Origin of the sequence: Micromonospora sp. A3M-1-15 (assembly GCF_024213425.1) — a bacterium.
Lineage (GTDB): Bacteria > Actinomycetota > Actinomycetes > Mycobacteriales > Micromonosporaceae > Micromonospora > Micromonospora chersina.
This window is the reverse complement of sequence record NZ_JANAVK010000004.1, coordinates 174,232-194,853: the sequence shown is the minus strand read 5'-3', so window position 1 is coordinate 194,853 and position 20,622 is coordinate 174,232. Positions and strand designations below refer to the sequence as shown.

The 20,622-nt window shown below is 75.6% G+C and carries 22 protein-coding genes; 8 read left to right on the top strand and 14 right to left on the bottom strand.

The window, feature by feature from the left end:
• Positions 1-11 precede the first annotated feature (11 nt).
• Entirely contained in the window at positions 12-1,139 is a 1,128-nt protein-coding gene (locus tag NLX85_RS21360; protein WP_254337836.1) for a DUF3103 family protein, read from the bottom strand.
• Positions 1,140-1,321: 182 nt separating this feature from the next.
• On the opposite strand from NLX85_RS21360, the gene NLX85_RS21355 reads away from it, so the two are divergent.
• On the top strand, positions 1,322-2,464 hold the full coding sequence (locus NLX85_RS21355; protein ID WP_254337834.1) for a site-2 protease family protein: 1,143 nt from the start codon (positions 1,322-1,324) through the stop codon (positions 2,462-2,464).
• Here NLX85_RS21355 and NLX85_RS21350 read toward each other — a convergent pair.
• The 4 genes from NLX85_RS21350 to NLX85_RS21335 form a co-directional block, all read right to left on the bottom strand.
• Positions 2,461-3,162, bottom strand: coding sequence for an NUDIX hydrolase (locus NLX85_RS21350; protein WP_254337832.1), 702 nt, complete (start codon positions 3,160-3,162; stop codon positions 2,461-2,463). The two genes, NLX85_RS21355 and NLX85_RS21350, sit on opposite strands and share 4 nt — an antisense overlap.
• Positions 3,159-4,676, bottom strand: coding sequence for a hypothetical protein (locus NLX85_RS21345; RefSeq protein WP_254337830.1), 1,518 nt, complete (start codon positions 4,674-4,676; stop codon positions 3,159-3,161). The genes NLX85_RS21350 and NLX85_RS21345 overlap by 4 nt, the downstream gene beginning before the upstream one ends.
• 66 nt (positions 4,677-4,742) lie before the next feature.
• Complete coding sequence (locus tag NLX85_RS21340; protein WP_254337828.1) at positions 4,743-5,969, bottom strand: FAD-binding protein; 1,227 nt, start codon at positions 5,967-5,969, stop codon at positions 4,743-4,745.
• A complete protein-coding gene (locus NLX85_RS21335; RefSeq protein WP_254337826.1) occupies positions 5,966-6,730 on the bottom strand; it encodes a PH domain-containing protein in 765 nt (254 codons plus the stop codon). The genes NLX85_RS21340 and NLX85_RS21335 overlap by 4 nt, the downstream gene beginning before the upstream one ends.
• A gap of 55 nt (positions 6,731-6,785) precedes the next feature.
• On the opposite strand from NLX85_RS21335, the gene NLX85_RS21330 reads away from it, so the two are divergent.
• Positions 6,786-6,983, top strand: a complete 198-nt coding sequence (locus NLX85_RS21330) for a hypothetical protein (protein ID WP_254337824.1) — start codon at positions 6,786-6,788, stop codon at positions 6,981-6,983.
• 10 nt (positions 6,984-6,993) lie between these two features.
• Here NLX85_RS21330 and NLX85_RS21325 read toward each other — a convergent pair whose 3' ends face one another.
• Positions 6,994-7,923, bottom strand: a complete 930-nt coding sequence (locus NLX85_RS21325) for an LLM class F420-dependent oxidoreductase (protein ID WP_254337822.1) — start codon at positions 7,921-7,923, stop codon at positions 6,994-6,996.
• Positions 7,924-8,010: 87 nt separating this feature from the next.
• Between NLX85_RS21325 and NLX85_RS21320 the strand changes: the two genes are divergently transcribed.
• Positions 8,011-8,319, top strand: coding sequence for a helix-turn-helix transcriptional regulator (locus NLX85_RS21320; protein ID WP_254337820.1), 309 nt, complete (start codon positions 8,011-8,013; stop codon positions 8,317-8,319).
• A 2-nt stretch (positions 8,320-8,321) separates the two neighbouring features.
• Positions 8,322-8,849 (top strand): SRPBCC family protein, encoded by a 528-nt coding sequence (locus NLX85_RS21315; protein ID WP_254337818.1) that lies wholly within the window; start codon positions 8,322-8,324, stop codon positions 8,847-8,849.
• A 4-nt stretch (positions 8,850-8,853) separates the two neighbouring features.
• Here the strand turns inward: NLX85_RS21315 and NLX85_RS21310 are convergent, their stop codons facing one another.
• Complete coding sequence (locus NLX85_RS21310; RefSeq protein WP_254337816.1) at positions 8,854-10,059, bottom strand: FAD-dependent monooxygenase; 1,206 nt, start codon at positions 10,057-10,059, stop codon at positions 8,854-8,856.
• Between the two features lie 71 nt (positions 10,060-10,130).
• On the opposite strand from NLX85_RS21310, the gene NLX85_RS21305 reads away from it, so the two are divergent.
• Positions 10,131-10,712, top strand: a complete 582-nt coding sequence (locus tag NLX85_RS21305; protein ID WP_254337814.1) for a TetR/AcrR family transcriptional regulator — start codon at positions 10,131-10,133, stop codon at positions 10,710-10,712.
• Here NLX85_RS21305 and NLX85_RS33495 read toward each other — a convergent pair.
• From NLX85_RS33495 to NLX85_RS21290, 3 genes are read right to left on the bottom strand one after another with little or no spacing between them, the layout of a single operon-like run.
• Positions 10,703-11,356, bottom strand: coding sequence for a response regulator transcription factor (locus NLX85_RS33495; RefSeq protein WP_254337812.1), 654 nt, complete (start codon positions 11,354-11,356; stop codon positions 10,703-10,705). The two genes, NLX85_RS21305 and NLX85_RS33495, sit on opposite strands and share 10 nt — an antisense overlap.
• Positions 11,353-13,440: a sensor histidine kinase gene (locus tag NLX85_RS21295; RefSeq protein ID WP_254337810.1), complete on the bottom strand. Its 2,088-nt coding sequence runs from the start codon at positions 13,438-13,440 to the stop codon at positions 11,353-11,355. The genes NLX85_RS33495 and NLX85_RS21295 overlap by 4 nt, the downstream gene beginning before the upstream one ends.
• A 25-nt stretch (positions 13,441-13,465) precedes the next feature.
• On the bottom strand, positions 13,466-14,152 hold the full coding sequence (locus NLX85_RS21290) for a hypothetical protein (RefSeq protein WP_254337808.1): 687 nt from the start codon (positions 14,150-14,152) through the stop codon (positions 13,466-13,468).
• Between the two features lie 223 nt (positions 14,153-14,375).
• Between NLX85_RS21290 and NLX85_RS21285 the strand changes: the two genes are divergently transcribed.
• Positions 14,376-15,533 carry an acyl-CoA dehydrogenase family protein gene (locus NLX85_RS21285; RefSeq protein ID WP_254337806.1) on the top strand — a complete coding sequence of 386 codons (1,158 nt, stop codon included), beginning with the start codon at positions 14,376-14,378 and terminating at the stop codon, positions 15,531-15,533.
• 643 nt (positions 15,534-16,176) lie between these two features.
• The gene (locus NLX85_RS21280) at positions 16,177-17,748 is read left to right on the top strand and encodes a TROVE domain-containing protein (RefSeq protein WP_254337804.1); all 1,572 of its coding nucleotides are present in this window, start codon (positions 16,177-16,179) and stop codon (positions 17,746-17,748) included.
• 161 nt (positions 17,749-17,909) lie between these two features.
• On the opposite strand, the gene NLX85_RS21275 is transcribed toward NLX85_RS21280, so the two are convergent.
• From NLX85_RS21275 to NLX85_RS21260, 4 genes are all read right to left on the bottom strand, one after another.
• Positions 17,910-18,539: a biliverdin-producing heme oxygenase gene (locus tag NLX85_RS21275; protein WP_254337802.1), complete on the bottom strand. Its 630-nt coding sequence runs from the start codon at positions 18,537-18,539 to the stop codon at positions 17,910-17,912.
• Positions 18,540-18,571: 32 nt separating this feature from the next.
• Positions 18,572-18,970 carry a hypothetical protein gene (locus NLX85_RS21270; protein ID WP_254337800.1) on the bottom strand — a complete coding sequence of 133 codons (399 nt, stop codon included), beginning with the start codon at positions 18,968-18,970 and terminating at the stop codon, positions 18,572-18,574.
• A gap of 71 nt (positions 18,971-19,041) precedes the next feature.
• A complete protein-coding gene (locus tag NLX85_RS21265) occupies positions 19,042-19,641 on the bottom strand; it encodes a nucleotidyltransferase family protein (protein WP_254337798.1) in 600 nt (199 codons plus the stop codon).
• 63 nt (positions 19,642-19,704) lie between these two features.
• A complete protein-coding gene (locus NLX85_RS21260; RefSeq protein WP_254337796.1) occupies positions 19,705-20,148 on the bottom strand; it encodes a DUF5990 family protein in 444 nt (147 codons plus the stop codon).
• A gap of 83 nt (positions 20,149-20,231) precedes the next feature.
• Here NLX85_RS21260 and NLX85_RS21255 point away from each other — a divergent pair, with 83 nt between their 5' ends.
• Complete coding sequence (locus NLX85_RS21255) at positions 20,232-20,621, top strand: TIGR03618 family F420-dependent PPOX class oxidoreductase (protein WP_254337794.1); 390 nt, start codon at positions 20,232-20,234, stop codon at positions 20,619-20,621.
• Position 20,622 lies beyond the last annotated feature (1 nt).

Here is a 20,622-nt window from a genome sequence, read left to right as displayed (position 1 = left end):
GCCGGGCCGGATCAGAGTTCCGAGACCCAGTACGGGACGACGTCCATCCAGCCGTTGCCGCCCGCGCCGTACTTCCGGCCGCTGCTGGTGGTGCTCAGCGTGTACCAGGCGTCCACGAAGTCCGGGTCGTCGGTGTACCAGGACGTGGGGATGGCGTCCAGGATCGCGTTGACCAGCGGCGTGTACGCGCCACCGTCCACGATCACCAGCAGCGCGTTCGCGATGGCCTTGACCAGCGCCGAGTAGTTGGTGTCCCCGTCGTCCTCCATCATGACGACATCGGCCAGGTTGTACTTGTACGCCGAGAAGTGCACCAGTAGCTGGCTCGGGTAGTAGGTGGTGCCGTCGTTGTCCAGGTACGGCATCTGCACCAGGTCGACCTTGGCCTTGCCGTCCAGCCCGAAGCCGGCGACCACGGTGTAGATCTCGGCCGCACCCTTGATCCAGGGCTCCTGGTCGTCACTGAGCCGCACGGCGTCGACCTTGGTGGCCCAGTAGCCGCCCGACGCGGTCAGCCCGGCCGACGCGGTCCGCGTCGACGCCGCCGGGCCGATCCCGCGCGCGCTCAACCGCTCGCGCATCAGCGCAAGCCCGGCGGAGAGCGCCCGCTCTCCGTCCACCTCGACCACCAGCACCGGCCGCTGCGGCACCCGGGCGGCATCCAGCACCACGGTCCCGCCGGAGCGGTCGTGGGCCACGACGCTCGCCGCCGAGTCGTCGGTCGGGGTGGCCGCGACCAGAGGGGCCTCGCCGCGCGCCAGCGCCTCGCGCAGGTCCGGGTGGGCCAGGCGCAGCCGCAGCAGCGAGCCGGTGCCGGCGGGCAGGCCCTTGGCGGCCAGCAGCCGCTCGTTGGCCGCGCGCAGCTCGCCGGCGAGCCGGCCGCTCACCGGGGCGGCGAGCAGGTCCACCGGGCCGGCGGCGACGGCGGCGCCCAGTCGACGCCTGGCGGACTCGTCGGCGAGGGCCCCGGCGACCTGGCGGGCGACGCCGTCGAGGACGGTGGACACCGGGCCGGCGGCGGTGGCCGGCGGCGCGGAGTGGACGGGCCGGGCGTACGCCGGGGTGGCGACCGCTGCGGTCAGGGTGGCGACCGCGATGCCCAGTGACACGGCGGCGCGGCGGACGGTGCGTGGATTCACGTGGACTCCTCTACCTCTTCCGGGCGCCGCTCGTGGCGGCGGCCGGAAGATCTGACGGCGACTTACCCGGATAGATATCGGCGAATGGCATGCGCCGTCAATGCTCGCTTGACGTATGGCAAGCGAAAGTCCGGGACTTTGCGCCCTGGTGTGGCACCGACCGGGACGGGTATGACGGGGACATGAGGGCGAGCTTCCGGCTTGGCCGGATCGCGGGTGTACCCGTCGGGGTCAACTGGAGCGTCCTGGTCATCTTCCTGCTGATCGCGTGGGCGCTGTCCGCGAGCCAGTTCCCCCGCGCGTACCCGGGCCACTCGGCCGTGGCGTACGTGGCCGCCGGGCTGGCCGCCGCTGTGGTCTTCTTCCTCGGCCTGCTCGCCCACGAGGTGGCCCACGCGGTGGTCGCCAAGCGCAACGGCATCGAGGTCGAGGGGATCACGCTGTGGCTCTTCGGCGGCGTCTCCGAGCTGAAGGGCGAGGCCCGCGACCCGGGCGCCGAGCTGCGCATCGCCGGGGTGGGGCCGCTGGTCAGCCTGATCATCGGGCTGTTCTTCGGCGCGATCGCGCTGCTGCTCGCCCTGGCCGGCGCGCACGGCCTGCTGCTCGGCGCGCTGTCCTGGCTGGCCGGCATCAACGTGCTCCTGGCGATCTTCAACGTGCTCCCCGCCGCCCCACTGGACGGCGGCCGGCTGCTGCGCGCGGCGGTGTGGAAGGCCACCGGCGACCGCACGAAGGCGTCCGTGGTGGCGGCCCGCGCCGGCTGGATCCTCGGCGCGCTGCTGATCGGGCTGGGGCTCTGGCAGTTCCTGGCCGGCAGCGGGGTCGGCGGGCTCTGGCTGGCGCTCATCGGCTGGTTCCTGATCGGCGCCGCCGGCATGGAGGAGCGCCAGGCCCGGATGGGCAGCGCGCTGCGCGGCATCCGGGTCGCCGAGGTGATGACACCGCAGCCGCAGACCGCCTCCGGGGAGATGACCGTCGCCGACTTCGTCGACCACTACCTCTTCGCGTACCGGCACTCGGCGTTGCCGCTGACCGAGGAGGGCCGGCCGGTCGGGCTGGTCACCCTCGACCGGGTCCGCGGCATCCCCGCCGACCGGCGCGCCTCGACCACCCTGGCCGAGGTCTCCTGCCGGGCCGACGAACTGGTGCTCGCCAACCCGGACGAGCAGCTCACCGACCTGCTCCCCCGGCTCAGTCAGTGCGCCGACGGCCGGGCGCTCGTGGTGACCGACCAGCGGCTGGTCGGGATCGTCTCGCCCAGCGACATCAGCCGCGCGGTGCAGCGCGGCAGCATGCGCGAACAGATGACCGCCGGCCGCTCCTAGCCCTCGCCCAGCAGGCCGCGCAGGTGCGCCCGGGTCCAGGCCGCGATGGTGAACGAATCGGTCACCACCCCGTCCCGGATGAGCCGGCCGACCTCGGCCGGCGGGCAGCGCCGCACGGCCCGGATGCCCTCCCGCGCGTCGGGCTCCCCGACCGCCGCCACCTCGGCCAGGAAGAGCCGGACCTCGTCGGTGGAGGTGCCGGTGTCCGGGTGCAGCACGCCCAGGTCGACCAGGCGGACGGCCTCCGCGCCGATCTCCTCGCGCAGCTCCCGGGCCGCCTGCTCCTCGGCCGGGACACCCGGCTCGCCGAACCCGCGGGGCGCCTCCAGGTGCCACCGCCGGGTGGCGTGCCGGAAGTGCTCGATGAGCACCACCGCGCCGTCGAGCACCGGCAGGAGCACCACCCCGTACGCGCCGCCCATCGACACCGCGCGGATGTACGTGCCGAGCCCGCCGCCGGGGAACCGGACCGGGTCCCGCAGCAGCGTCAGCCACTCGTCCTGGTACGCGACCCCGGTCCGGCCCCACTCCTCGGGCAGCCCACGGGCGCGCAGCGCGGCGGCCTTGGCCCGTTCCGCGGCGGCCACCTCCGCGGGGTCGTCGAGGATCTCCACGGCGGCGCCCGGCGGGTTGGCGAACAGCTCCGGCAGCCGGTCGCGCAGCTCCCGGTAGCGGGGATCGTCGGAGACCTCGCTCATGTGTCCTCCCGGGGTCGGTCGATGTTCGGCTCGGAGTCCCGCTCGACGTCGCCGTCGACCACCGGGAAGCCGCCCTCCCGGAGTCGGGCGACGAGTTCCCGCCAGTCCTCGCGGGCCCGCTCCAGCCGGACCCGCATGACGTCGATGCCGGTGGCCAGCTCGTTCTCGGCCCGGCGCTGGTCGCGCCCGACCACGGCGAAGCGGAGCACCGCGTCGGTGCCCCGGGAGGCGACCTCGGTGGCCACGTCGCCGATCACCTCCAGCCGGGGATCGCCGTCGTAGATGAGCGAGGCGGAGGCGCCGAGAACCTCGATGGTGATCCGGACGACAGGCTGCCAGATCCGCATCCGGCTGCGCCGCCGCTCGCCGACGATCTCCGCGAGCCGGCCGGCGAGGGCGAGGTAGCGGTCGTACACCACCTGGCCGCGAGCCACGAAGTCGGTCGGGTCGTCGAGCAGCGATTCCAGCGCGCCCAGGTAGCCGCGCCACTCGTCGGTGTCCCGCGCCTGCCGCACGTGGGTCAGTTCCAGCCCGGTCAGGTCGATCCGCAGCGGGGACAGGGCCAGGTCGAACGCCTGGGGCCGCAGCGTCCGGAGCAGCTCGACGAGCTGCTTCAGCTCGGCCCGCGGAGCGCCCTCCCCGGTGGCGCGGGCGGCCCGCACCGGCGGCCGCTCCTGGAGGGCGGTCCGCCGCAGCGAGTCGGTGGGGATCAGCGCGAAGCGCTCCACCGCGTCCGGCACGGTCGTGTTGTACCGGAGGTCGATGAGCTGCTTGAGCTCCGCCACCAGAGGCGCCGACCGGAAGCGGCCCTGCGCGGGGTCGCTGCCGGGCTCGACGAGGAACTGCCGGTAGAACCCCTCGCGGTCGGCCCGGTCGGTGTCCGCGGCCCACAGGGTCACCTCCCGCAGCCGCTCCCGCAGCGCCGGGATGCTCTCCCCGTCCAGGCCGAGGTCACGGCGCAGGGCGTCGAGGTTGAAGCCGCGCAGTTGCAGCAGGAAGCGGTGGAACTCCTCGAACATGAGCCGCTGCGTGCACTCCTCGTTCTCGGCGTCGTCCCAGCTCAGCCGGAGACACCGGATGGTGTCGAGGTCACCGAGCAGGCTCCGCCAGGCGTCCCAGCCGATCGGGTCGACGGTGAACCGCGGCTCGTCCGCGGGCGAGCCCTCGCGGAGCAGGAAGGGCACGAGCACGCTCTCGTCCAGCAGGGCCCGGACGGCCTCGCGTTGGGGGCCCCGCTCCGCGAAGTCCTGGTAGACGACGGGGTTGTTGAAGAAGTACGCCCGATTGACGATGACCTGCTCGGCGTTGAGGATCGACCGGAGGTACTCGGCCCGCGCGTCCTGCCGCCGCCGGCGCTCCACCTCCGCGTAGGAGAGTCGCCGGCTCACCATGTGCTCCAGCAGGTCCCGGGTGACCCACTGGTTGTCCAGGCACTGGGCGACGACGCTGATCCGGGACAGCGCTCGGTTGTCGACGCGGACCAGCCCGCCCGGGCCGGGGGGTTCCTGCACCATCGTTCTCCCTCACCGGTGTCCACCCTGGATGGTCGGACCATAGGCTACGGGTGACCCGGTGGTAGGTCAGTATCGCGGGAAGTAACGGTCCAGCAACGCGGTGCGGAACTTGCCGGCCGGGTCGAACTCGCGCAGCAGGGCGCGGAAGTCGTCGTGGCGGGGATAGGCGGTGGCCGGGTCGCGGGTGAAGAGCTTGCCCCAGTGGGGGCGCGGGGCGAAGGGGGCGAGCCGCTCCTCCACCTCGTCGAGCACGGGCGCCACCGCTTCCGGATCGCCCACCCAGGTGAAGTGGACGGCCAGGGTGTCGCGCTCGTGGTTCGGGCTCAGCCACAACCCGTCGGCGGCCACCGTACGCAGCTCGCAGACCTGGAGCACGGCGGCGATCCGCTCGGCCGCCGGGTCGAGCGCGGCCAGCGCCGCGGCGCCGTCGGCGCGGGAAAGGTGCCACTCGGACTGGAGTTCGTCGCCGCTGCTCGGCGTGAAGCCGAGCCGGAAGTGCGGCAGCCGCTCGTGCCACGGCCCGGGCTCGCCCAGCTGTTCGGTGCAGTTCTGCGCCGGCATCCCGGGCACCGGGTGGCGGGGCGTGTCGGCGGCCCGGGTGTCCAGCCAGTCCGCCGGGGGCGGCGGCTGGTCGGCCCGCTGCTTGAGCCACACCTGGTCGAACCGGGGTGACCGCCAGCCGGTGAAGACGCTGACGCTGTAGGCCGCGTCGAGGGCGTCGTCCAGGGCCGCGCGGGGCAGGCCGAGCCGGACGTACTGCCGCACCTCGAAGGCGGGCACCACGTCGAGGGTGAGCCGGGTGACCACGCCCAGCGCGCCGAGGTGGACCACCAGCCCGGCGAACCGGGGGTCGGCGCGGTCCACGGTGAGCAGGTCGCCGTCGGCGGTGACCAGTTCCAGCGCGGCCACGGCGGTGGCCAGGTTGCCGTGGGCCGGCCCGGAGCCGTGGGTGGCGGTGGCGACCGCGCCGGCCACCGAGATGTGCGGCAGGGAGGCGAGGTTCGCCACCGCGTACCCCTCGGCGTGCAGCGCGGTGGCCAGGTCGCCGTACCGCATCCCGGCGGCGACGGTGACGGTGCCCCGGTCACGGTCGAGCGCGACGGTCGGCGGCAGCCCGGCCACCGACACCTGCACGCCGGTGGTGTCGCCGAGCCGGTTGAACGAGTGTCCGGTGCCCACCGCCCGGACCCGGTCCGCGCCGGCCACCAGCCGGCGCAGCTCGTCCAGGGTGGACGGCTCGTGGCGGGCGCGGGCCGACCAGGTGACGTTGCCCGCCCAGTTGGTGCCGGTCATGCGGTGGCCTCCCGGTCGGTGCTGGCTTCCTCGGTGAGCGCGGCGTGGAGCGCGTCCAGCGCCGCCTCCACCTGCGTGGTGGAGTACCCGCGCAGCGCCACCGGCAGCCCGGCGGCCCGGGCCCGCTCGATCTCCGCCCGGGCGGTCCGCCGCTCGGCCGGCCCGCCCCGGGCGAGCGCCTCCCGGGCACGGTCGACCAGCCGGTCGACCTCGCGGACGTCGTAGCCGCGCAGCCCGATGGTGAAGTCGAGGTCCGCGCCGGCCGGCCCGGTGCGTGCGTCGGTGAAGCGGTCACCCGCGTACCGGGTCAGCGCCGCGGTCACCTCGTCGGGGCTCTCCCGCACCTGCGTGAGGTCGAGCAGTTCGACGGCGGGGCGGCCGTCGCGCGGGTGCCGGGCGCTCACCGGCAGGCCCGGCGGCAGGCCGGCCCCGGGCACGCCGACCAGCCGGCCGGCGTCGTCGAGGGCGAGCGCCGCGAACTGCTCCCAGCGGTACGTCCCGCGCAGGCCCGGCCGGCGCACCTCCAGCCCCTCGGGGCTCAGCACGCAGCGGAACGGCCGCAGGGCGCCGACCAGCACCTTGACGCCGATCACCACGATGCCCAGGGCGACAAGCATCCGCAGCACGGGCCCGTCACCGGCCACGGCGAGCACCATCACCCCGCCCGCCACGCAGACGAGGGCCAGCGGCAGGACCCCTCGGTTGCGGTGCAGTTCCACGTCGTTCCCCCCGTTCCCGTCCCCGGTGTCCGGGTGCATCATCCGCCAATCGCGCAAGCCGCGGTTGCCCCGCCGTCCCGTAGGGCACCCTGTGGACATGAGCAGCTACCGCGACCCGACCCTCCGCGGCGACGTGTATCCGTCGGAGGAGGAGATCGACCCGACCGGCGTGGGCCCCGAGCCGGCCGGTGGGCAGTACGCCACGGCCCCGGCGCCCCCGCCGGCCCCGGAGCCGGAGCCGGACCCGATCCCCCACCCGGGGCCGCCGCCCCGGGCCGCCGGAACGGTCCGCTGAGCCCTCGCGCTCAGACCTGCCGCATCACCTCGGCGGCGACCAGCTCCAGGTGGTCCAGGTCGGCCAGGTCGAGCACCTGGAGGTAGACCCGCTCGCTGCCGATCTCCGCGTACCGGCCGAGCTTGTCGACGACCTCGGCGGGGGTGCCGGCGGCGCCGTTCTCGCGCAGCTCGTCCGGCTCCCGGCCGATCGCCGCGGCGCGCCGGGCCACCTCGGCGTCGTCCCGGCCGCAGCAGAGCACCAGGGCGTTGGACCAGGTCATGGTGGCGGGGTCCCGGTCGGCCTCGGCGCAGGCGTCCTTCACCCGCTGGAACTGCGCCGCCGAGTCCTCGACCGAGGCGAACGGCAGGTTGAACTCGTCGGCGTAGCGGGCCGCCAGGCGGGGCGTCCGCTTCGGGCCGGTGCCGCCGAGCAGGATCGGCGGGCGCGGCTGCTGGACGGGCTTGGGCAGCGCCGGTGAGTCGCTCACCGGGTAGTACTTGCCGGGGTGGTCGAAGGTCGACCCGGCCGGCGTCTCCCAGAGCCCGGTGATGACGGCGAGCTGCTCCTCCAGCCGGTCGAACCGCTCCCCCAGCGGCGGGAACGGGATCCCGTACGCGGTGTGCTCCTCGGCGAACCAGCCGGTGCCGATGCCCAGCTCGACCCGGCCGCCGCTCATCTGGTCGACCTGGGCGACGGTGATGGCGAGCGGGCCGGGAAGCCGGAAGGTGGCCGCGGTCATCAGGGTGCCGAGCCGGATCGTCTTCGTGTCCCGGGCCAGGCCAGCGAGGGTGGTCCAGGCGTCGGTCGGGCCCGGGTCGCCGCTCACCGAGCCCATCTTCAGGTAGTGGTCGGAGCGGAAGAAGGCGCCGAAGCCCGTCTCCTCCGCGCGGCGCGCCACGGCGAGCAGCTGGTGGTAGCTGGCGCCCTGCTGGGGTTCGGTGAAGATCCGCAGTTCCATGCCCCGAGCATAGGAAGCGGGCCGGCTCGCCGCGCCCGCGCCCCGTATTCCTTGACAGGCATATGAGCATCGAGGCATATTGGAGGCGTGTCCGGGGATGCCTTCGCCGTGCTGGCCGAGCCCACCCGACGCCGCATCCTCGACCGGCTGCGCCGGGCGGAGAGCAGCGTCGGCGACCTCGTGGCCGCGCTCGGCATGAGCCAGCCGGCCGTCTCCAAGCACCTCAAGGTGCTGCGCGAGGCCGGCCTGGTCAGCTGCCGCACCGCCGCCCAGCAGCGGATCTACCGGATCGACGTCCGCCCGCTGCGCGCCGTGGACGACTGGCTCGGGCCGTACCGGCGGATGTGGACCGACCACCTCGACGCCCTGGAACGCCATCTCGACAGTCAGGAGTGACCATGGACCGCGACAGCTTCCGTCCCGGCACGCTCGCCGACGTCTCCTGGGCGGCGGCCGGCGACCGGTGGGACCTGATCCTCGTCCGCGACCTGCGGCATCCGCCGGAGAAGGTGTGGGCGGCGCTCACCGAGCCGGACCGGCTCGCCCAGTGGGCGCCCTTCCTGGCCGACCGCGACCTGGGCACGCCCGGCGCGGTCACGCTGAGCACCGTCGACGGCGAGCGGAGCTGGCCGGCCCCGGCCACCGTGCGGCGCGCCGAGCCGCCCCGCGTCCTCGAGTACACCTGGGGCGACGGCCTGCTGCGCTGGGAGCTGGCCGGCACGGAGGCCGGCACCCGCCTGACCCTGCGGCACCGCTTCGACGACCGCGCCATGGGCGCGAGCATGGCCGCCGGCTGGCACCTCTGCCTCGACGTCGCCGGCCACCTGCTCGACGGCGACCCGGTCGGCCCGATCCGGGGCGCCGAGGCGAAGGAGTTCGGCTGGGAGGACCTGCGCGCCGCGTACGACGAGCGCCTGGCGGACTGACCGGTCAGCGCGCGGCCGTCGGGGCATCCGGCAGGGTGATCGCGGTGGCCGCCCGGCGGATCGGCTCGGTGACCCGGCTGATCATCCGCTCCCGGCCGGGCAGGCGCGGCATGAGGCGCAGCATCAGCGTCTGGAACCGGATCTGCGCGGCCGACGAGAGCACCATCCCCTTGAGGTTGCGCTCGGCCAGGCGCTGGTTCGCCGCGACGAACGGGCGCATCCGGCGCTCGTACGCGGCGAACCCGGCGACCGGGTCCCCACCGGCCTCGGCCAGCGAGGCGGCCAGCACGTACGCCCCGACCAGCCCCAGGCTGGTGCCCTGCCCGGAGGCCGGCGACGGACCGTAGCCGGCGTCGCCGACCAGCCCGATCCGGCCGGTGGACCAGCGCTCCATCCGCACCTGGCTCATGGGCGCGAAGTAGAAGTCCGGCGCGTCGTCGGCGGCGGCGAGCAGCTCGGGCACCCGCCAGCCGGCCCCGCCGAACGCGCGGGCCAGCGCCGCCCGCTGGGCGGGCAGGTCCCGGTGGTCCGGCTCCTCGGCGGGCGAGGGGAAGAGGAACAGCGCCCGGGCGTCGGGCGCGCCGGCGGTGCGGTAGACGCCGACGGTCCGGCCCGGCGCCGGGTGCATCAGCTCGACCCGCTCCTCGCCCAGTCCGGCGGGGACGGTGCAGATCGCGATGTGGTGCCCGAGCGGGCGCAGGTGCGCCGCGGCGGGGCCGAACGCCAGCCGGCGTACGGTCGAGTGCAGCCCGTCGGCGCCGACCACCAGGTCGAAGCGGCGGCGCCCACCCCCGGCGAAGGTCACGTCCACCCCGCCGGCGGCCGGATCCAGCGCGGCGATCGAGTCGCCGAAAAGGTATTCCACGTCGGCGGTGGCCTCCACGAGCAGCCGGGCCAGGTCGCCGCGCATCAGCTCGACGTCGTCGCCCTCCCGGCCGCCGAAGAGCGCGGCGTCCATGGTGGCCAGCTGCGCGCCGGACGCGTCCACGAAGCGGGCCAGCCGCATCCCGGTGTCGTGCCGGCGCACCTGCTCGCGCAGGCCCATCCGGTCCAGCACGGTCAGCGCCGCGCCCCGGACGTCCACCTTGTAGCCCCCGTCGCGCAGCGCCGGGGCGCGCTCGACGACGGTCGGCCGGAAGCCGTGGCGGCGCAGCCACCAAGCGAGCGCGGGGCCGGCGACACCGGCGCCGGAGATCAGGACATCAGTCATACCACTGACGGTACAAGCGTGTTAGACGTTTGTGCAAGACATTTGTTCAAGGAATCCGCTAGGCTGCCGGCATGGGAAATCGGGAGGACCTGCTCGCCGGGGCGAAGCGCTGCCTCATGGAGAAGGGGTACTCGGCCACCACGGCCCGCGACGTGGCCGGCGCGGCCGGCACCAGCCTGGCCGCCATCGGCTACCACTTCCGCACTACGAAAGCGCTGCTCAACGAGGCGCTCCTGGAGGCCATGGCGGAGTGGGGCGAGGAGCTGCAACGTGCCCTCGCCGAGGACGCCGGGCCGGAGGCCACACCCGAGCAGCGCTTCGAGGCGGCGTGGGAGCGGATCATCGAGTCGTTCGCCCGGCTCCGGCCGCTCTGGGCCGTCCAGTTCGAGCTGATCGCGCAGCTGGACCGCGCCCCCGAGCTGCGGGAGGCGTTCGCCGGGGCCACCCGGCAGGCCCGGCTCGGGCTGGCCCAGGTCTTCCACCGGCTCGACCCGGCCCTCGACGAGTCGACGGCGGTCGCCCTCGGCGCCTTCCACCAGGCGCTGATCGGCGGCGTCGCGGCCCAGTGGCTGGTCGACCCGGCGGCGGCGCCCTCGGCCCGGGAGCTGACCCGCGCGCTGCGGGTCCTCGGCACCGAGTTCGGTCAGGGCTGACCGAGGCCCGCCTCCCGGGCCCGGACGATGGCCTGGGCGCGGTCGGCCACCTGAAGCTTGGCCAGCACGTTCGACAGGTGGTTGCGGACAGTCTTCGGACTCAGCGTCAGCCGCCGGGCGATGACGACGTTGCTCAGCCCCTGGGCGACCAGATCCAGCACCTCGCGTTCCCGGTCGGTCAGCTCGGGGAAGGGGGCGGCCCCGGCGCCGCGCGCCCCGGACAGGTAGCTCAGCGCCCGGCTGGCGATGACCGGGCCGAGCAGCACCTCGCCGTTGGCCACCGCCCGGACCGCCCGCTCCACCTCGGCCGGGGCGGCGCCCTTCAGCAGGTAGCCGCGGGCCCCGGCGCGCAGCGCCGCGAAGACCCAGTCGTCTTCGTCAAGCATCGTCACCACCAGCACCCCGATCCCCGGGTGCCGGGCCACGATCTCCCGGGTCGCCGCCACCCCGGAGCGGCCGCCCAGGTGCAGGTCCATGATCATCACGTCGGGCCGGTGCTGGTCGGCGACCCGCAATGCGGCGTCCGCGTCGGCCGCCTCCCCGACCACCTCCAGCCCGGCCGTCGAGGCCAGCAGCGCGCTCATGCCGAGCCGGAACACCGGGTGGTCGTCGACCACCGCGACCCGGATCGTCTCCCCGGTCACGGGACCACCGCGAACGGCTGCCCGGCCTCGTCCGGCGCGGCGTCGCCGGACAGCCGCGCGGCCGGCACCCGGACGGCGACCGTCGTGCCGCCCTCCGGCCCCGGCGCGACCACGCACACCCCGCCGATCCCCTCGGCCCGCTCCCGCATCGAGCGCATCCCGATCCCGGCCGGCGTGCCCGGCACGATGCCGCGACCGCCGTCCTCGACCCGGAGCGTGAGCCCCTCGTCGTCCCGCCGCACGGTCACCCGGCAGTCCGTAGCGCCCGCGTGCCGGTGCGCGTTGCGGACCGCCTCGGAGACGATCCCGTAGATCGCGGTGGCCACCGGCTCCGGCAGCGGCAGCGGCTCGGCCGCCACCTGGACGGCCAGCCCGGAGCCCGCGTACCGCTGAGCCAGCTCGTGCAGCGCCGGGGCGAGGCCGCGCTCCCCCAGCACCGGCGGCAGCAGCCCCCGGGCCAGGTCCCGCACGTGCTCCACCCGCTGGTCGGTCTCGTCGCGCAACCGGTCCAGCAACCGGCCGGCCGCCTCGGGATCCACGGTGAGCAGGTTACGGGCCGCCGCCAGGCCCAACGCCACCCCGGCCAGCGCCGGGCCGAGCCCGTCGTGCAGGTCCCGGCGCAGCTTGCGCCGCTCCTCCTCGCGCGCCTCGGCCAGCCGGGCCCGCGAGGCGGCCAGCGCCCGGCCGGTCGCGGCCAGGCTGGCGGCCGAGGCGACCAACGGCACCAGGTCGAGCAGCGCCGCCCGGGTCCGCCCGTCCAGCCGCTCCCCCGCCCGGGCCCAGGCGACCAGCCGGCCGATCTCGGCGCCGCCCCGGAGCAGCGGCAGCACCAGCGGCACGCCCACCGGGCCGGCGGAGGAGCCGTGCGCGGCGTACGGCTCCGGGCCGTCCACCTCGATGGCGCAGGCGCCCAGCCGGAGCAGGTCCGTCACGCTGCGGGCCACCCCGTCCAGCACGTCCGCCGGGTCGGCGGAGGCGCTGATCCGGTGGCCGACGCCGCGGACCACGCCGAGCGGCTCCACCGCCTCGCCGTGGATCAGCCGGTCCACGCCGCGCTGCACCCGGGACCGGGCCGGTTGGGTGCCGGCCGCCACCAGCGCCGTCACCAGCACCCCCGGCACGGCCGGCGACGACGGCAGCAGCCCGTCGAGCACGCTCACCCCGACCACGTACGCGGCGACCAGCAGGAAGGTGAGCAGGAACCAGACCAGGGTGCGGCGCACCGCGATCTCGATCCCCCACAGCCGCTGCCGAAGCACCACGGCCAGCACCGCCGCCGGGAAGAACGCCTGCGAGGCGAGCATGGCGGTCGGGGCCAGCCAGTCCGGGACCTGGCGGGCCCACTCGACGGGGAAGCCGAGCGGTGCGAAGCTCACCGCGAGCAGCAGGGTGCCGACCGCCAGCCAGCCCAGCCCCACCCGCTCGGCCGGCGGCCCGGTACGCCACCGCCGCAGCACCCCGGCGGCGGCCACCAGCCCGAGCAGCGGAACCACCCGGAACAGCCACGGCTCCCCCGCCACCACGAACTCCGCCCAGCGCGGGGCGGTGACCGGGAACGGCGCCCCCGAGGGCTGCCCCGGCCGCCCCGGCCAGGTCAGGTGGAACACCGCGATCCCGGCGGTGACCAGGGCGCCGGCCGCCACGGCGACCCGGGCCGGCACGGGCAGCCGCCCCTCCCGGACCAGCCAGGGCACCACCGTGATGAGCGAGAGCATCCCGAACACCCAGGCCCAGTCCCGGGCCGAGGTGAGCAGCACCGGCGCGGGCAGGTCGGGCCGGACCGCCAGCAGGTCCACGTACTGCGCGCTCAGCGCGGAGAGCCCGCCGCCCAGCCCGGTCGCGGCGAGCAGCCAGGCGACCGGGTGACCGCGGCGCAGCAGGACCAGCCAGGCGACCGTGCCGTAGACCGCGCAGTCGGTGAAGTCGACCAGGAAGTAGAGCTGCGACAGGCCCCACGGCCGGCGAGCCGCCACCCAGCAGACCGCCGTACCCACGAGCAGGAGCGCGCAGCCGACGGCGACCAGCCGGGCGGCGACCGGGCGGCGGCGGTCGCGGGACGGCGCGGGCGTCGGATCGGCGGACATGGCCCTGATCCTGGCAGTCGCCGGGTCAGTTGCCGAGACCCCGCCGCTCCAGCGCGAACGTCAGACCGGCGACGGTGGCCCACAGCGCCGCCGGGGCCAGCGCCAGGTACTGCAGCGGCACCGCCTGGGTGACCACCACGAGCAGCGCCATCACCAGGCTGAACACCGCCAGCCAGCGGCTCACCGACCGGCGGCGCAGCCCGGCCACGGCCACCGCCCCGGCGCTCAGCCCGGCCCCGGCCCACACCCACGGGAAGGTGCTGTAGAGCGCGGCGAGGCCGGCGACCGTGTCGGGGTCGGTCTCGGACAGGTGCAGCAGGTCCCAGTACAGCTCGGTGGAGACCCCGCCGCCGACGAGCAGCAACGCGGCGGTGAGCAGCAGGCCGGCCGCCGCCACGTCGGGCAGCAGCCCGCCGGCCGGCTCGCGGGCGGCCAGCCGCCGCCGCAGCCCGGCCGCGAAGACCGCCAGGCACCCGGCGGCCAGCACGGCCAGGACCTGGAAGACCCACAGGTACGCCTCCCGGCCGTCCATGGCCGCCACGAATCGTTCGTTGTCGGCGAAGAGCGACCGGTCCACGTCGGTCAGCGCCGGGCTGAACTGGAAGAGCGCGATGCCGGTGAGGCCGGCGACGGCACCGGCGACCGCCCAGCCCCGGCGGGGGCGGTCGGTGGCGGCCGGCGCGCCGGTGGTGTCGAGCAGGGCGCTGGTCATGGGTTCCTCCTGGAGGTCGGGGGCGCGGCGGAGCGCCGCGAGGCGAAGCGTCGCCGTCCCGGCGTCCCGGGCGCATGGGGCGGGGCGTCCCGACCGTCCGGGCGGTTCCGGCGGCGTACCCGGGATCCGTCGGTGTCCCGACCGGTCGGTGCCGGTGTCCCTGGCGGCCGGGACGGCGGGCCGCCCACCGTGGAGCCGCACACGATGCCGAGGGAGGCCACCGATGGCGCACGACCTGCTGACCGCCGTACGCGAGCTGACGCCCGAGCTGACCGCGCGGGCCGCGGAGATCGAGCGGGAGCGGGAACTGCCCGCCGACCTGCTCGACCGGCTCCGCGCCGCCGGCTGCTTCCGGATGTTCGTGCCGCGCGACCACGGCGGGCACGAGGTGGACCTGCGCACCGGCATGGCGGTGCTGGAGACCCTGGCCCGGGCGGACGGCTCGACCGGTTGGACCGTGATGATCGGCGCGGAGACCCCGCACCTGCTGGCCCTGCTGTCCCGCGAGCGGTTCGACAAGATCTACGCCGCCGGCCCCGACGTCGTGGTGGCCGGCGCCTTCGCCCCGCAGGGCCGGGCCGAGCTGGCCGACGGCGGCTTCCAGGTCAGCGGGCGCTGGGCGTTCGCCAGCGGCTGCCGGCACGCCGACTGGATCTTCGGCAACTGCCTGGTCACCGCCGACGGCCAGCCCATTCCGGGCGCGGACGGCGCGCCGCCGGAGACCCGCTCGATGCTCTTCCCGGCCGACCGCGTGAGCGTGGTGGACACCTGGCACGTGCTGGGCCTGCGCGGCACCGGCAGCCACGACGTGGTGGTCGACTCGGCCTTCTGCCCGGCGGAGGCGACCTTCGACCTGTTCACCGGCACGCCGTGCGTGCCCGGGCCGGGGTTCGTGGCGCCGCTGGCGCAGTTCGTGCTGCACCTGGGCGCCGTGGCGGTCGGCATCGCGCAGGGGGCACTCGACGACATGACCGCCCTGCTCGCCGGCGACCGGCAGCGCCTCTACGCCCGGCAGCCGCTCGCCGACTCCCCCGCCTTCCGGATCCACCTGGGCCGGGCCGACCTGAACGTGCGCGCCGCCCGGACGCTGCTCGCCGACCTCGCCGACGACCTCTGGGCGGCCTGCGCGCACGACCCGGAGCGGATCCCGGCCCTGCAACCGACCATCTCCGCGGCCCTGCCCTGGGTGACCGAGCAGGCGATCGCCGCCGTGGCCACCTGCTACCGGGCGGCCGGCGGCGGCGCGGCCCGGGACTCCTCCCCGCTCCAGCGCCGGTTCCGGGACATCCACACGTTCGCGCAGCACGCGGCGGCCGCCGAGGGCTGGCTGGGCAACAACGGGGCGCGGCTGCTGGGCCGGCCGGTGGCGCTGGCGTACTGACCTTGTCGCGGGGACCGGTGGGGCCCGGTCCCCGGCCGGCGCGAGGGGCGCCGGCCCGCGGCAGGCCGGCCGTCGAGGGGGGTTCGGCGGCCGGCCCGTCGCGTGTCAGGGGGCGGAAACCGGGACGACCGTCGGTCGCGTTCGGCGGTAACCTGCCGGGGCTACGGGACGCGCGGGCGGCCGGCCTGTGCGCAGGGTGGGGATACTTCCACTCGGGATGGGGAGGTCGCAGGTTCGAATCCTGCCGTCGGCTCTCCGGGCCGGCGTAGCTCAGTGGACAGAGCGCCAGGTGCCTCGCCCGACCGGTTCTCGGCCGGCTCCCCGCGCGTCCCGTACCCGAACAGAATTCGCAGGACGGATGATCCACGACGGGCTACCGTCCAGGGCGCACCTCCGAGGTGCGGGCCGGCGACGCCGGTCCACCGGCTCCCGGAGGGGCGGTACGGAACGCGCGGGCGGCCGGCCTGTGCGCAGGGTGGGGATACTTCCACTTCCCATGGGGAGACGCAGGTTCGAATCCTGCCGTCGGCTCCGGCCGGCGTAGCTCAGCGGCCCAGAGCGCCAATGTGCCTCGCCCGACTGGTCCTCGGCCGGCTCCCCGCGCGTTCCGTACGCCGCCCTTCCGCAGCGAAGGGCACATCCGATGGGCAAGTTCGACACTCTCCTGCGCCGGCGTACCGGCCCGAACGGGCCGATCGCCACCACCGGCGCCATGCCGACCCACGAGGGCGCACCCGGGTACCGCCGGGACGCCCGAGGTGAGCTGTTCCTGCTCGCGGTCGCGAACTTCGTCGCCGAGGACACCTTCTACGAGGCGGCCGGCCGCCGCGACGACCGCTTCGCCGGCCTGGTCCGCGAGATCGCGCTCGCCGACGTGGCGTGGCTGACCGCGTTCGTCCGCTGGCTGCGCCGGGACGCCAACATGCGCTCGGCCGCCCTGGTCGCCGCCGCCGAGGCGGTCCACGCCCGGCTCGACGCCGGCCGGCACGGCGACAACCGGCAGCTCGTCGAGGCCGCGCTGCACCGGGCGGACGAGCCGGGCGAGTTCGTCGCCTACTGGCACGGCCGGTTCGGGCGCCGGCTGCCGCAGCCGGTGAAGAACGGCCTCCGCGACGCGGTCGCCCGCCTCTACACCGAGCGCTCCCTGCTCAAGTACGACACCGACGGCCACACGGTCCGCTTCGGCGACGTGGTCGACCTGGTCCACCCGGCGCCGACCGACGCCCGGCGCTCCGCCCTCTACCGGCACGCCATCGACCGCCGCCACGGCCGGGACGAGGCGCCGCCGGCCGAACTGCCCCTGCTGCGGACACGGGCCGAGCTGGCGGCGCTGCCGGTGGCGCAGCGGCGGGCCGTGCTGGGCGATCCGGACCGGCTGGCCCGGGTCGGGATGACCTGGGAGGCGCTGTCGGCGTGGCTGGCCGGCCCGATGGACGCCGCCGCCTGGGAGGCGGTGATCCCGTCCATGGGGCTCATGGCGCTGGCCCGCAACCTGCGCAACTTCGACGAGGCGGGCGTCTCCGACGAGGTGGCGGCCCAGGTGGCGGCCCGGTTCGCCGACCCGGACGAGGTGGCCCGGTCCCGGATGCTGCCGTTCCGCTGGCTGGCCGCGTACGAGAACGCGCCGTCGCTGCGGTGGGGCCACGCGCTGGACCGCGCCCTGCGGGCCAGCCTCGCGAACCTGCCGGCGCTGCCCGGGCGGTCCCTCGTGCTGGTGGACACCTCCGCGTCGATGACCGACCGGGGGTTCTCGCGCCGGTCGACGATGACCCCGCTGAAGGCGGCGGCGGTCTTCGGCGTGGCGCTGGCCGCCCGGGGCGGCGACGTGGACCTGCGGGGCTTCGCGACAGGCGTGTTCCGGCACCGGATCCCGCGCGGCGCGTCGGTGGTCGACCAGGTGCGGCGGTTCTGCGACCGGGTGGGCGAGGTCGGGCACGGCACCGACATCGCGGGCGCGGTGCGGTCGTCCTGGAAGGGGCACGACCGGGTGTTCGTCATCTCCGACATGCAGACGATGACCCCCGGGGTCAACGGGACGGTGCCCCACCACGTCAAGCTGTACGGCTTCAACCTCGGCGGGTACGCCCCGGCGGCGATCGACGCGGGCAGCCGCAACCGGATCGAGTTCGGCGGGCTGACCGACGCGACCTTCCGGGCCGTACCGCTGATCGAGCGTGGCGGGTCGGCCGGCTGGCCGTGGGAGGACGCCGCCTGACCGGCGCCCGCCCCCTCGTGGGGTGGGCGTCGGTTCGGCGGGCGGTTCCGGGCGGCCTCGCGGCTGGCTGCTGTGCGCGGTTCGGCGGGTCGGTTGCGGGCGGCCTCGGGGCTGGCTGCTCTGCGCGAGACGGCGGGCGGTCAGGCCGCGCCGGCGGGCGGTCAGGCCGCGCTGTGGCCGGTGTCGAGGAGCGGCGCGGCGGTCCGGCCGACGAAGGTGAAGGTGGCGCGGGCGGCCTCGGCCGCCTCGGCCAGCTCCGCCGGGGACCAGTCGCGGGCGGTCAGCCCCACGCGGAAGTCCCGCCAGTCGCGCCCCGGCGCGCGGCCGCTGCGCCGGAAGAACCCGGTCGCCTCGCCCTCGGCGAGGCCGAGCCGCCGTTCCACCGCGGGAGCGATGACGCTGCCGCCCAGCGCGCTGCCGAGCAGCACGTAGCGGCCGCCGACCGCCCGGGCCGGGGTGTCGAACCGGACACCGCCGTCCGCCCGGCCGCCGCCCGCCGGCGGCGCGGCGTTCAGGGCGGCCAGGTCGGCGCGGAGCAGGCCGGTCGCCGCGCCGAGCCGGGGGTCGAGCCGCAGCCCGGACCAGTCCGCGGCGGCGAGGTCGCGTTCCAGCGGGGCCCACGCGGCGAGCAGCGCGGAGAGCACGGCCGCCAGGTCGGCCCGGGTCCGGATCCGGCCGGGCAGGTCGAGGTCGCGTTCCAGCGCGAGATGGTGGTCGCGGGTGCCGGTCCGCAACGCGGCAAGCATCGGCGACACGGCCTCGGGTCGCGCGCGGCGGGCCTGCTCAGACATCCGGCAAGTATGCCCGCCGGACGGTCGGCTCCTCAGCGGGCCGGGGCGTCACGGCGGCGGCGCAGCCAGGCGGCGCCGCCGCTGACCACGATCGCGCCGATGGCGGTGCCGATGGCGACCATCGCCGCCCCCACCGCCCAGAGCCCGCTGCCGTCCGTCGACGCGGCCCGCGCCGCCCAGACCGCGGTGAAGGCCACCGTCATCACCGGCGCCACCAGCCACGGGCTCCAGAACCAGCCCCCCACGGCCGCGATCACGATCAGGGTGAGCACGGCGGCGGCCACCTGCCAGACCGCGTACGGGCCGCTGGTCGCGCCGGTCTCCGGGTCGACCGTGTAGCCCGACTCCCAGCCCAGCCAGGCCCACCAGGCCCCGACCGTCGCCGCCGCCACAAGGAGGCCGCCGAGCAGGGTAGGCGTCGTCTTCGTCACGGCCCGATCCTGCCGCGTCACGACGCCACACGAATGAGCATCCGTACTCGGTCGGGATGCGTTGCTTGTCACTAGGGCGGCAGGACCCGCAACCCGGGCCAGCGCCTGGCCGGATCATGGCGGGCGAGGCGGGCGCGGGACAGTTCGACGGTCACCCGGCGCGGGTTGCGCCGCCACACACCGTCGAGCAGGTCGTCCAGCCCGAGCGGGGCACAGACGTGCAGCATCCCGGCAGGGTCGAGACGCACCGCCACACAGGTGGCGGTCTCGGGCCAGGTGGCCACCGCCTCGGCCACCGAGCGCAGCGCACCGACCGGACCGGCGCCGAACACGCTCTCGTACCAGATGTGCACGGCGGCCTGGTTGGTCGCCTCCCACGGGATCGCCGGGTCGTGGCGTCGCAGCAGCTCGGTCGCCGCGGCGTCGCCGCTCGGGGTGACATCGTCGGGGTCGAAGAACGCGACGTCGACGTCCCGCACGGCCCGCGGGTCGAAGCCGCTGCCGTACCGCCGGCCCCAGACCAGGTCCCGGAGGACGCCCGCCCCCACCCATGCGTCCGGAAGACCGGCCTCCCGCACCACCCCCAGCACGCCGAGAAGCCAGGGACACGCCGCGATCAGCGCGGCCAGCTCGGCCGTCCGGGGACCGCTCGGCTCAGTGGTCAGCGACATGTCCCTCTCCAGGCCGCGCAGACCACGGGCGTCGCCACTGGGTGGCACGCCCCGTTCCACCCGTCACTCCACGGTCCAGCCGATGCCGGGTGGCCGGACCCGGGCACAGACCGGCCCGCCCTCGGCGTCCGTCAACCGGAGCCGGCCCACCAGCACACCGGCTCCCTCGTGACCGGCACGCAGCAGCTCCCCCGGGATGTCACCGAACAGGAGCTTCGCCCGGCGGAACATCTCGAAACGGTCCTCCGTCACCGATCCCCAGCTGAGATAGAGGAACCGCGCACCCGGGCGGCCGTGCACCCACGGCCCACCGACGTCGAGCAGGCCGTCCACCTCGCGGCTGGTGACCTCGAACTGCCAGGCCGCTTCCCGCGCGTCGGCGGGCACCCGGTCGACCACCTCCGCCTTGCGCTGCACCCCCACGTGCACGTTGCGGAGCCGCAGCAGGTCCGCCTCGGCGCCGGTACGCCGGCCCGGCAGGTCGCTGCCCTCGATCCGGATCAGCATTCCCCGACTCTAGGTCTCCCCGTCCGCGGTGGCGGCCCCCACGGCGGCATCCGCGTCCACCCCGATTGTGGTCCACTTCCCGCGTGACCTCACCTCTCCCGCCCCACGTCGAGACCCGGCTGGCCGACGAGCGGAACGTGTGGCTGTGCACCGTGCGCCGCGACGGTTCTCCTCACGTGACGCCGGTCTGGTTCGTCTACGCCGACGGCACCTGGTGGATCGGCTGCGACGCTCGCAGCGTCAAGGTCCGGAATCTGGAGGCCGACCCGCGCGTGTCCCTGGCCCTGGAGGACGGGACCGCTCCCGTGGTGGCCGAGGGCGTCGCCCACCTGCACCGCGGCGACTTCCCTGCCACGGTCGTCGAGGCGTTCGCCAGCAAGTACGAGGGCTGGGACGTCAGGGAGCGGGTGGGTGAACGGGTGCTGCTGGAGGTTGCCGTCCGACGGTGGCTGCTCGTGGGCACGGCTCAGTGAT